The sequence below is a fragment of the Specibacter sp. RAF43 genome (assembly GCF_052114065.1).
GTDB lineage: Bacteria > Actinomycetota > Actinomycetes > Actinomycetales > Micrococcaceae > Specibacter.
In genome coordinates this window covers 15,981-27,381 of the sequence record NZ_JBFREA010000002.1, presented here as the reverse complement: position 1 = coordinate 27,381, position 11,401 = coordinate 15,981, and the positions used below count along the sequence as shown (strand labels likewise).

9 protein-coding genes are annotated in these 11,401 nt (G+C 68.1%); 2 read left to right on the top strand and 7 right to left on the bottom strand.

The window, feature by feature from the left end; all coding sequences use genetic code 11:
- Positions 1-24: 24 nt before the first annotated feature.
- Positions 25-660 carry a vitamin K epoxide reductase family protein gene (locus AB4Y80_RS01730; RefSeq protein ID WP_442211573.1) on the top strand — a complete coding sequence of 212 codons (636 nt, stop codon included), beginning with the start codon at positions 25-27 and terminating at the stop codon, positions 658-660.
- An 86-nt stretch (positions 661-746) separates the two neighbouring features.
- Here AB4Y80_RS01730 and ndk read toward each other — a convergent pair whose 3' ends face one another.
- The 6 genes from ndk to AB4Y80_RS01700 all read right to left on the bottom strand — a co-directional run bounded on the left by ndk (position 747) and on the right by AB4Y80_RS01700 (position 7,687).
- A complete protein-coding gene (gene ndk, locus AB4Y80_RS01725) occupies positions 747-1,163 on the bottom strand; it encodes a nucleoside-diphosphate kinase (protein ID WP_442211572.1) in 417 nt (138 codons plus the stop codon).
- 40 nt (positions 1,164-1,203) lie between these two features.
- On the bottom strand, positions 1,204-1,635 hold the full coding sequence (locus tag AB4Y80_RS01720; RefSeq protein ID WP_442211571.1) for a DUF4233 domain-containing protein: 432 nt from the start codon (positions 1,633-1,635) through the stop codon (positions 1,204-1,206).
- Between the two features lie 3 nt (positions 1,636-1,638).
- Positions 1,639-3,021 carry a bifunctional folylpolyglutamate synthase/dihydrofolate synthase gene (locus AB4Y80_RS01715; protein ID WP_442211570.1) on the bottom strand — a complete coding sequence of 461 codons (1,383 nt, stop codon included), beginning with the start codon at positions 3,019-3,021 and terminating at the stop codon, positions 1,639-1,641.
- Positions 3,021-6,332: an isoleucine--tRNA ligase gene (gene ileS / locus AB4Y80_RS01710; RefSeq protein ID WP_442211569.1), complete on the bottom strand. Its 3,312-nt coding sequence runs from the start codon at positions 6,330-6,332 to the stop codon at positions 3,021-3,023. Before ileS ends, AB4Y80_RS01715 begins: the two co-directional genes overlap by 1 nt.
- A 239-nt stretch (positions 6,333-6,571) precedes the next feature.
- On the bottom strand, positions 6,572-7,330 hold the full coding sequence (locus tag AB4Y80_RS01705) for an SDR family oxidoreductase (RefSeq protein WP_442211567.1): 759 nt from the start codon (positions 7,328-7,330) through the stop codon (positions 6,572-6,574).
- 9 nt (positions 7,331-7,339) lie between these two features.
- A complete protein-coding gene (locus tag AB4Y80_RS01700; protein WP_442211566.1) occupies positions 7,340-7,687 on the bottom strand; it encodes a DUF488 domain-containing protein in 348 nt (115 codons plus the stop codon).
- 282 nt (positions 7,688-7,969) lie between these two features.
- Here AB4Y80_RS01700 and valS point away from each other — a divergent pair, with 282 nt between their 5' ends.
- The gene (valS, locus tag AB4Y80_RS01695) at positions 7,970-10,591 is read left to right on the top strand and encodes a valine--tRNA ligase (RefSeq protein ID WP_442211565.1); all 2,622 of its coding nucleotides are present in this window, start codon (positions 7,970-7,972) and stop codon (positions 10,589-10,591) included.
- On the opposite strand, the gene AB4Y80_RS01690 is transcribed toward valS, so the two are convergent.
- Entirely contained in the window at positions 10,512-11,390 is an 879-nt protein-coding gene (locus AB4Y80_RS01690) for an SGNH/GDSL hydrolase family protein (RefSeq protein WP_442211563.1), read from the bottom strand. The genes valS and AB4Y80_RS01690 overlap by 80 nt on opposite strands.
- Positions 11,391-11,401 lie beyond the last annotated feature (11 nt).

Sequence of the window (11,401 nt, the reverse complement as noted above, 5' to 3'; positions counted from 1 at the left end):
AGACCGCACGAAGAAAAGGCGCCCATGCCCTCCCCCAGCGTTTCCGACCGCCTTCCCACAGACCAGGCGCTGCCCGTGCTGGCCCGGCCCAGGCCCTTCGGCTGGTTCCTGGTCATTGCCGGTGCCGTCGCCTGGCTGGCGTCCGCCACCTTGGTGCTGGAGCGGCTGCACCTGTACACCAACCCGGGCGCGAAGGTCAGCTGCGACTTCAACACCTGGATCTCCTGCGGGGACGTCATGAAGACGCAGCAGGCCGCGATCTTCGGCTTCCCCAACCCGTTCATCGGGCTGGTCACGTTCGTGGTGGTCATCACCACGGGGGTCGTGCTGCTGGCGGGGGCGTCGCTGAGCCGCTGGTACTGGCTGGGCCTGCAGCTGGGGGTCACCCTGGGGCTGGCGCTGGTGGGCTGGTTCTGGTTTCAGGCCGTGTACGTGCTCGCCATCCTGTGCCCCTACTGCATGGTGGTGTGGACCGTGATGATCCCGCTCTTCGTCTGGGTGAGTGTCCGCAACCTCCAGCACGGCGTCATCCCGGCCCCCCGCGCCGTGGCCAGGTTCGCCGCCGACTGGGCCTGGGTGATCGTGGGCCTGGTCTACCTGGGCGTGATCGCCTCCATCTTCTTCAAGTTCATGCACCTGATCTTCTCCTCCAATGCCTAACTAAACCGCACCCCGCAGCAACGACGAAGGGCACCTCCCGCACGGGAGGTGCCCTTCGTCGTTGCTGCGGGAGGTGCGGGGTGCGCCTAGGCGAACCAGATGCCGATCTCGCGCTCGGCGGACTCCGCGGAGTCCGAGCCGTGCACCAGGTTCTGCTGGACCTTCAGGCCCCAGTCGCGGCCAAAGTCGCCGCGGATGGTCCCCGGTGCCGCCGTGGTGGGGTCGGTGGTGCCGGCGAGGGCGCGGAAGCCCTCGATCACCCGATCGCCCTCAAAGATGGCGGCGACCACGGGGCCGGAGAGCATGAACTCGACCAGCGGCTCGTAGAACGGCTTGCCCACGTGCTCGGCGTAGTGTGCCTCGAGCTGCCCGCGGGTCGCGGTGACCTTCTTCAGCTCGGCCAGGGCATAGCCTTTGGCTTCGATGCGGGCCAGGATGGCGCCGGAAAGGTTGCGGGTCACGCCGTCGGGCTTGACCAGGACAAGGGTGCGCTCGTAGCTCACAGCTGCTCCACTTCGGTTGTGTTGGGGTTTCCGCACCAGTCTACGGGGCCGGGTCGGGGTGTTCGGCATCCCAGGCGGCCTGCACCCGGGCCCGTTCCCGGTTTTCCCGGTCGATGCGGCTCCCGGCGAACAGGGCATACCACCAGGCCACGGCGAAGAGGATGCCGACCACGAACATCGACGGCTCCTTGAAGCCGCCGGCGATCAGCAGCAGCTGCAGGACCCAGCCCACGGCCGCTCCCCACGGCCGGGCCAGGAACGCGCACGTGGCCACCATCAGCAGGGCGAGCACGCCTCCGATGACCAGGTAGGCGGGGTTCCTGCCCTGCAACCCGAACAGGGCCAGGGCGGCAAAGAGCGCGACGAAAGCCTCGAGCACCAGCACGGTGGAGCCGAACATCATCTTGGTGGAGCGCGGCTTCTTCGGCATGCCGGGGCGCCACTCGCGTTGCGCCTTGGTCAGTCTCGCCATGCCCTAGGCACCTTCCCTTTCGCCGGGCCGGCCCAGCAGGATGCGGGCCTCACCGACCACGGTGATCGAGCCGGTGATGAGCACGCCGCCGGCGAGGTCATTGTTGGACTCGGCACGTTCCACGGCCCATTCGATCGCCTCGTCCAGCTTTTCGGCAATGTGGACGTCGTCCTCGGGCCAGCCCAGCTCGACGGCCATCTCGGCCAGTTCGGCCGCGGGGATGGCGCGGGGCGACTTGGACTGGGTCAGGCAAATCTCCCCCGCCTCGCCACCGTAGGATTCCTTGAGCGTGCGCAGGATTTCCTCGGCGTCCTTCTCCTGCAGGATGCCCAGCACCACCACCAGCTTGCTGAAGGCGAACGCCTCCTGCAGGGCCGCGGCGCTGGCCTGGATCCCGGCCGGGTTGTGGGCGGCGTCCACCACGATCGTGGGGGACGTGCGCAGCACCTCCAGGCGCCCGGGCGAGGTGGCGTTGCGGAATCCCTCCTGGACCAGGTCCAGGCTCAGTTCCTTTTCCCCGTTGCCAAAGAAAGCCTCCAGCGCGGCCAGGGCGACGGCGGCGTTTTCGGCTTGGTGTTCGCCGTGCAGGGGCAGCAGGATCTCCGGGTACCGGCCGGCCAGGCCCCGCAGGGTGAGCAGCTGCCCGCCCACGGCGATGGCCCGTGACTCCACACCAAACTCGACACCCTCAAAGCAGTACCGGGCGTTCTTTTCCCGGGCCCGCTCCAGCAGCACCTGGGCGGCGTCCACCGGCTGGGCGGAGCTGACCAGGAAGGCGCCCTCCTTGATGATGCCGGCCTTCTCCACCGCGATGGCCCCGGTGGTATCCCCCAGCAGCTCGGTGTGGTCGAGGGAGATGGGCGTGATCACGGCGACCTGCCCGTCGCCCACATTGGTGGCGTCGGTGATCCCGCCCAGGCCCACCTCCAGGACGGCGACGTCCACCGGCTCGTCGGCGAACACCGCGAACGCCAGGATGGTCAGGCATTCAAAGTAGGTCAGCCGCGTCTCGCCGACCGCCTGCAGTTCCGCGTCCACGATCAACAGGTACGGGTGGATTTCATCCCAGATCCGCACGAACGTTTCATCGCTGACGGGCGCGCCGTCGATGCTGATGCGTTCGGTGACGCGGGTCAGGTGCGGGCTGGTGTAGCGGCCGGTGCGCAGCCCGTGGGCCATCAGCCCGGACTCGATCATCCGGGCCGTGGACGTCTTGCCGTTGGTGCCGGTCACGTGGATGATCGGGAAGGCCTTGTTGGGCTCCCCCAGGACGTCCATGGCGCGGAACAGCGGGGCCAGCCGCGGTTCCATCTTGTTTTCGGGGGCGCGGCCGAGCAGTTCGGCGTACACGCTTTCGACGGAGAATTCGTCATGCGGGGTAGTCATCAGGCAATTGTCCGTTCCACGGTGATGATGGTTTCCACGTCGCCCGGGATGAGTTCCAGGACCACGGTGAGCGTTTCCTTCTTGACCAGGTCCATGTTGGCGTGCAGCGCGTCCACCACGTCCTGCGGGGCGCTGATGGTGGTCTGGATGCGGTCACTGACGTGCAGTTCGGCGTCCTTGCGGGCCGACTGGATGGCCCGGACCATGTCGCGGGCCGTGCCCTCGGCCTCCAGCTCGGGCGTGAGCGTCGTGTTCAGCACCACGAACCCGCCGCCGGGCAGCATCGCCACCGCCGACTTCCCGCCGTCGTGCGCGTCKGCCACGATCGTCTCCAGCGTGTATTCGGCGGGCTCCAGGGCCAGGCCGCCGGCGATGACCACGCCGCCGTCGATCGACCAGTCGCCGGACTTGGAACCCTTGATGGCCCGCTGCACGTCCTTGCCCAGGCGCGGGCCGGCCGCGCGGGCGTTGACCACCAGCTTCGCCGAGATGCCGAATTCCTCCGGGGAGGCGTCGGCGGCGTCCACGAGGCGGACCGAGCGGATGTTCAGCTCATCGGCCACGATGCCGGTTCCCTCGGCGAGGGCGGCCGCCTGCGGCACCACCACCGTCAGTTCCGCCAGCGGCAGGCGCACCCGCAGCTTGGCGGCCTTGCGCAGGCTGGAGCCCGTGGAGCAGATCTGCTGGATGAGGTCCATCTGTTCGATGAGGGCGGGGTTGGCGCCAAACAGCTCGGCGTCGGGCCAGTCGGTCAGGTGCACGGAGCGCCCGCCGGTCAGCCCGCGCCAGATCTCCTCGGAGATCAGCGGCAGCAGGGACGCGGCCACGCGGGTGACGGTTTCCAGCGCCGTGTAGAGGGCGTCGAAGGCGTCGGTGCTTTCGTCAAAGAAGCGGGTGCGGCTGCGCCGGACATACCAGTTGGTGAGCATGTCCATGTAGCCGCGCAGGGCGTCGCAGGCGCCGGAGACGTCATAGTCGTCGAGGCGGGCCGTGACGTCGCGCACCAGTTCGCCGGTGTTGGCCAGCAGGTACGTGTCCATGGTGTCGGTGTAGCCGTCGTAGCGCAGCTGGGCGTCGTAGCCGGCCCCGCCATTGGCGGTGTTGGCGTACAGGGTGAAGAAGCTGTACACGTTCCACAACGGCAGGATCACCTGGCGGACGCCGTCCCGGATGCCCTGCTCGGTGACCACCAGGTTGCCGCCGCGCAGGATGGGGCTGGCCATCAGGAACCAGCGCATGGCGTCGGAGCCGTCACGGTCCAGGACCTCGGAGACGTCCGGGTAGTTGCGCAGGCTCTTGGACATTTTTTGCCCGTCGGAGCCGAGCACGATCCCGTGGCTGATGACGTTGCGGAAGGCCGGGCGGTCCAGGAGCGCGGTGGAGAGCACGTGCAGCATGTAGAACCAGCCGCGCGTCTGTCCGATGTACTCCACGATGAAGTCGGCCGGGTTGTGCGTGTTGAACCAGTCCTCGTTCTCAAACGGGTAATGGACCTGGCCGTACGGCATGGAGCCGGAGTCGAACCACACATCCAGCACGTCCTCCACGCGGCGCATGGTGGATTGGCCCTGTTCGGGCGTGCGGGGGTCGTCCGGGTTGGGCCGGGTCAGCTCGTCGATGAACGGGCGGTGCAAATCCGGCTGGCCCTCATGGTTGAGCGGCAGGCGGCCAAAGTCGGCCTGTAGTTCGGCGAGGGAGCCGTACACGTCGGTGCGCGGGTAGTCGGGGTCATCGGACTGCCACACCGGGATGGGCGAGCCCCAGTAGCGATTGCGGCTGATGGACCAGTCGCGGGCGTTGGCCAGCCACTTGCCGAACTGGCCGTCCTTGACGTTGCCCGGGATCCAGTTGATGTCCTGGTTGAGCTCCACCATGCGGTCCTTGAACTTCGTCACCTCCACGTACCAGGAGGAGATGGCCCGGTAGATCAGGGGTGTGCGGCAGCGCCAGCAGTGCGGGTAGCTGTGCACGTAGCTGGCCTGGCGGACCAGCCGGCCGGCGTCCCGGACCACCTTGGTGATGGTCTTGTTTGCCTCAAAGACCTGCACCCCGGCGATGTCGTTGAGCGGCCCGCCGGCAAACAGCGGCAGGAACTTCGCGCCCTCGTCGATGGAGAGCACCACGGGGATGCCGTACTGCTCGCAGATCTTTTGGTCCTCTTCACCGTAGGCGGGCGCCTGGTGCACGATGCCCGTACCGTCCGTGGTGGTCACATAGTCGGCCAGCAGGATGCGCCAGGACTTGGCCGTGCCGTATTTTTCATCGTCGGCAAAGTAGTCCCACAGCGGCTCGTAGGCCAGGCCCTCCAGCGCGGAGCCGAGGTAGGTGGCGGTGACGGCCGCGCTCGCGGCGGCCGCGCCGTCGGCTCCGTCGCCGTACCCCAGGTCCTTGGCGTAGGCGCCCACCAGGTCCGCGGCGAGCAGGAACTTCTCCGTCCTCGAACCGGCGGCGACCGCGGCGGAGCCGTTCGGGCCCACCGGCACGACGGCGTAGCTCACCGTGGGTCCGACGGCCAGGGCCTGGTTGGTGGGCAGCGTCCAGGGCGTGGTGGTCCAGGCGATGGCGGCGACGCCGGCGAGCTCGGCCGCCAGGGGATTCGCCGCCCCCTCTTCGCCGAGGATGGGGAAGGTGACGGTGACGGTCTGGTCCTGGCGGTCCTTGTAGACGTCGTCATCCATGCGCAGCTCGTGGTTGGAGAGCGGCGTCTCGTCCTTCCAGCAGTAGGGCAGCACGCGGTAGCCGTTGTAGGTCAGGCCCTTGGCGTGAAGCTGCTTGAAGGCCCACAGCACCGACTCCATGTAGTCGACGTTGAGGGTTTTGTAGTCGTTGTCGAAGTCGACCCAGCGGGCCTGGCGGGTCACGTAGTCCTRCCATTCGCCGGCGTACTTCATCACGGAGGCGCGGCAGGCGTCGTTAAACTTGTCGATGCCCATGGCCTCGATCTGCTTCTTGTCCGTCATGCCCAGCTGCTTCATGGCCTCCAGCTCGGCCGGCAGCCCGTGCGTGTCCCAGCCGAAGCGGCGCTCCACGCGGTGGCCGCGCTGGGTCTGGTACCGGGCCACCAGGTCCTTGACGTAGCCGGTGAGCAGGTGCCCGTAGTGGGGCAGGCCGTTGGCGAAGGGCGGGCCGTCGTAAAAGACAAACTCGTTGGCGCCGTTCACGCCGGCGTCCCGGGCGTCGATGCTCGCCTGAAAGGTGCCGTCCTCGGCCCAGTACTTCAGGACGAGTTCCTCGATCTCCGGGAAACGCACGGAGGCGGGGACGTGGTCGGAGTCGGTCTGGGCGGCGGAGGCCTTCGGGAAGTGGGTCATCACATCATCCTGCTCGGTGGCGAACAATTCAGGATGCAAGGACGGCTTGCGCCGCGGTACCACCTCGCTTACCGCCCCCGTTGCCGGGGCCGGCCGCTCGTTAACTGCGCTGACGGGCTTACCCGTCCGGTTCTACTGGCGTCCCGGCGTCTGCGGGGCGTGTTCTTCCGGAAGCTCACCGGTGATGGCCGGGTCAATGCTTTGAACCCATTCTAGGGGATCCGCGGGCGTGCTTGCACCTAGCCCTTGCGGACCAGCTTGTGGTTGGCGGCCTGGGCGACCGGGCGGATGACGATCTGGTCGAGATTGATGTGGTGCGGCAGGCCGACGGCGTAGCTGACCACCTCGGCGACGTCCTCGGCCGTGAGCGGCTCGGCCACCCCGGCGTATACCTTCTTCGCCGCTGCCTTGTCGCCGCCGAGGCGGTTGAGGCTGAATTCCTCGGTGGCCACCAGTCCGGGGGCGACCTCGATCACGCGCAGGTTGTTCTCGACCTCTTCAAGCCGCAGGGCGTTGGTGATGGCGTGCTGGGCGAACTTGGCGGCGTTGTAGCCGGAACCGCCCTCATACGCGGCCAGCCCCGCCGTCGAGGTCAGGTTCAGCACCGTGCCGCGGCCGTTTTCCCGCAGGGCCGGCAGGAAGGCCTGGATCATTTTCAAGGTGCCGACCACGTTGACCTGATACATCCAGTCCCAGTCGGCGGCCTGGGCCGTGGCCACCGGGTCCACGCCGCGGGCGCCGCCGGCGACGTTGATCAGCGTGTCCAGGCCGCCGTTGGCCGCGACAAAAGTGGCCAGGGCGGCGACGTCGTCGTCCTTGGTGACATCGGCGACAAACGCGACCGCACCGCTTTCGCGGGCCAGGGCGGCCAGCCGGTCGGCGCGGCGGGCGACGGCAACCACGTCCCAGCCGTCCGCGCGGAGCTTGCGGACCGTGGCCGCGCCAATGCCGGAGCTGGCCCCGGTGACTACTGCATGCTTGGAAGAGTTTTTAGCCATGCAACCAATCTAGCGGCTCGAGCCGTTGAGGTAGTCCAGCAGCACGGCCGCCTGGTTGAGCTGCGGATCCTTGGCCCCGAACAGGATCACCACTTTTTCATGCTGGGCCGCGACCTGGCGGAGTTCCTCGACGGCCGGGTTGTGCTCCAGCTCCGCCGTGTAGTCCTTCCGAAACTCATCGAACCGCTCGGCCTGGTGGTGAAAGGCGTTGCGGACCTCGGTGCTGGGGCCGGCCTCCTTCAGCCACAGGTCCACGCGGTCCTTCTTGATGCCGCGCGGCCATAACCTGTCCACCAGGACCCGGAATTCGTCCGGTTCGGGGTCGTCATACACTCGCAAGATCCGTAGCGTGCCCATGACCGCATCATAGTCCGCCGGTTCCGCCTCCGGGTCTTTTCGTCCGGCATGCGCCGGACTCGCGGCGGGTTCCGCGCATGGTGGAAGAATCCTTCCGCTATGCGCCCGACTCGCGGCGGGTTATGCGCAGCTTGTCCAGTGGCGTGCAACTAGGCATCAATCCTGCGCATAGGAGAAGTTTCCGGCCGGCGGAACCGGGCCGGGGGCCGTTTTCGCCCGGCACCGGACACCCGCGGCGCCGCCGAATCCGGCTTCCTGGGCAACTCATGAAAGAATTGGCACATGGCTGAAATGATTCCGGGCACAGACACGCCCGCCCCCGCTGCATCCACCGTTCCCGACAAGCCCGCGCTGGAGGGCCTGGAGGCCGCCCTGACCAAGCGGTGGCTGGCCGAGGGCACCTACAAGTTTGACCGCGACACCACCCGGGATCAGGTGTACTCCATTGACACGCCCCCGCCCACGGCCTCCGGTTCGCTGCATGTGGGGCACATGTTCTCCTTCACCCAGACGGACGTCCAGGCCCGGTACATGCGCATGACGGGCAAGAACGTGTTTTACCCGATGGGCTGGGATGACAATGGCCTGCCCACTGAGCGGCGCGTGCAGAACTACTACGGCGTCCGCTGCGATCCGGCCACCCCGTACGACGCCGACTACCGCCCCCCGGCTACGCCCGCGAAGAACCAGCGCGACTTCGACGTCGTCTCCCGGCAGAACTTCATCGAGCTGTGCGAGGAGCTGGCCGTTGAGGACGAGAAGGTCTTTGAGAACCTGTTCCAGACCCTGGGCCTGTCCGTTGACTGGGACCTGACCTACCGCACCATCGACGACCACTCCCGCGCGGTTTCCCAGCGCGGCTTCCTGGCAAACCTGGACCACGGCGACGCCTACATGGCCGAGGCCCCCACCCTGTGGGATGTCACGTTCCGCACCGCCGTGGCGCAGGCCGAGCTGGAGGACCGCGAGGTGGCCGGCGCGTACTACCGCTACCCGTTCTTTGCCGAAGACGGCACCAAGATCTACATCGAGACCACGCGCCCGGAACTGCTGCCGGCCTGCTCGGCGCTGGTGGCCAACCCGGACGACGAACGGTACCAGCCGCTCTTCGGCAAGAAGGTCACCTCCCCGTTGTTCGGCGTGGAGGTGGAGGTCAGGGCGCACCCGCTGGCCAAGGCCGACAAGGGCTCGGGCATCGCCATGGTCTGCACCTTCGGCGACCTCACCGACGTCACCTGGTGGCGCGAACTGCAACTGCCCACCCGCGCCATAGTCGGGCGCGACGGGCGCATCCTGGGCGAGACCCCGGAATGGATCGGCACCGAGGAGGGCCGCGCCAACTACGCCGCGATCGCCGGCAAGACCGTCTTCAGCGCCAAGGAAGGCGTGGTGGCCATGCTGACCGAGGCCGGCTTGCTGGACGGCGAGCCAAAGAAGATCATGCACCCGGTGAACTTCTTTGAAAAGGGTGAGAAGCCCCTGGAGATCGTCAGCTCGCGCCAGTGGTACATCCGCAACGGCGGCCGGGACCAGGACCGCCGCGAACGCCTGATCAACCGCGGCAAGGAAATCGAGTTCCACCCGGCCTTCATGCGCTCCCGCTACGATAACTGGATCTCCGGGCTCAACGGCGACTGGCTCGTTTCCCGCCAGCGCTTCTTCGGCGTGCCGGTCCCCGTCTGGTACCCGCTCGACGCCGACGCCAACCCCGACTACGACCACCCGATCCTGCCCACCACCGCGATGCTGCCGGTCGACCCGGCCGCGGACGCTGCCCCCGGCTACACCGAGGACCAGCGCAACGCGCCCGGCGGCTTCGTGGGCGACGCCGACGTCCTGGACACCTGGGCGACATCCTCGCTCACCCCGCAGATCGTGGGCGGCTGGGGCACCGACGAGGACCTGTTCTCCAAGGTGTTCCCGTTCGACCTGCGCCCCCAGGGCCACGACATCATCCGCACGTGGCTATTCTCGACGGCCGTGCGCGCCGATGCCCTGCAAGATTGCGCCCCGTGGAAGCATGCCGCCATCTCCGGCTGGATCCTGGACCCGGACCGCAAGAAGATGTCCAAGTCCAAGGGCAATGTGGTGGTCCCCACCGACGTGCTCAACGACTTCGGCGCCGACGCCGTCCGCTACTGGGCGGCCTCGGCCAAGCTCGGCGCCGACACGGCGTACGAGATCGCGCAGATGAAGATCGGCCGCCGCCTGGCCATCAAGTTGCTCAACGCCTCCAAGTTCGTGCTGAACCTGGGCGCGACCGAGGCGAACGTGCTGCGCGGGGACGCCGCGGCTATCACCAACCCCCTGGACCGGGCGTTGCTGGCCCAGCTGGCCGACGTCGTCCGCGGGTCGACGGCGGCGTTTGAGGCGTACGACTACGCCCGGGCGCTCCAGCTCACGGAGAGCTTCTTCTGGCACTTCACCGACGACTACGTCGAACTGGTCAAGGACCGCGCCTATGGGGCGGCCGGGGAGGCGGGCCAGGCGTCGGTCGTGGCCACGCTGGCGACCACGCTGGACTCGCTGCTGTGCCTGTTTGCCCCGTTCCTGCCCTTCGCCACCGAGGAAGTGTGGAGCTGGTGGCGGGCCGGGTCGGTGCACCGCGCCCCGTGGCCCACCGCCATTGACGTGGCCGACGGCGACACCACCATGCTGGCGACCGTCGGGGACGCGCTGAGCGGCCTGCGCAAGGCCAAGTCCGAGGCCAAGGTCAAGCAGCGCACGCAGGTGCTCTCCGCCACCGTCACGGCCGGGGCGATCCAGGCTTCGCAGCTGGAAGCCGGGCTGGGCGACCTGCGGGCCGCCGCCAACGCGCTGGCGATCACGGTGGCCGCGGGCGACGGCGAGCTTGCGGTGACGGATGTTGTGCTCGCCCCCGCCGAGGAGACCGTCCAGGCGTAGCCGCGGCCGGTGCGCGAGTCCGGGCCAGCTTTCGCAGGCCCTTCCTCGGAGGCACCCGGACGGGCTGGGGCCAGCGCGGTGCCAGTCCGTCCCCGAGTGTCACGCCGCGGAGCTTGCGGGCAAACATCGGCAGCACCCAGTCCACCAGCCACCGGTGCTGGTCCCGGCCCCGCTGGCGAAAAGTGCGCGCGGGGCCGGCACGGTTGCCCTTCACCTTGATGGCATGGGGCACGCCGAGGATTTCCAGGACCCGCGCGGCCAGGTATTTGTGCCCGGCCTTGGACATGTGCAGCCGGTCATCGCACCAGAGGCCGGGGTTGCGGTAGGCGTCAAAGGCCGCATAGTCGATGAGAACCGCGCCGTATTTGGCGGCGATCCGCCGGACGCCGTCGTTGTAGAGATGGTTGCGACCCCGCAGCGGGCCCAGGATCGCGGAGACCGCCACGTCGTAGCCGGTGAACAACAGCAAGGTGGCGCCCGTGCCGGCCAGGCGGGCCACCAGCTGCTCGTAGTCCGCCAACAGCTCCCGGACCCGGGTGCCGGCGTCCATGAGGTCATTGCCCCCGGCATAGAGGGTGATGAGCGTGGGCTCCAGCGCGATCGCCGGCTCCAGCTGTTCGGCGATGACGTGGCGCAGCCGCTTGCTGCGAATGGCCAGGTTCGCGTACTCCCAGCCGGGCCGGTCCCGGGCCAACCCCTCCGCCACCCGGTCCGCCCAGCCCCGCACCCCGTTGGGCAGATGCCGGCTTGGATCGCCGACCCCTTCGGTGAACGAATCGCCCAGGGCAACGTACCGCACGGTAAGGTCCC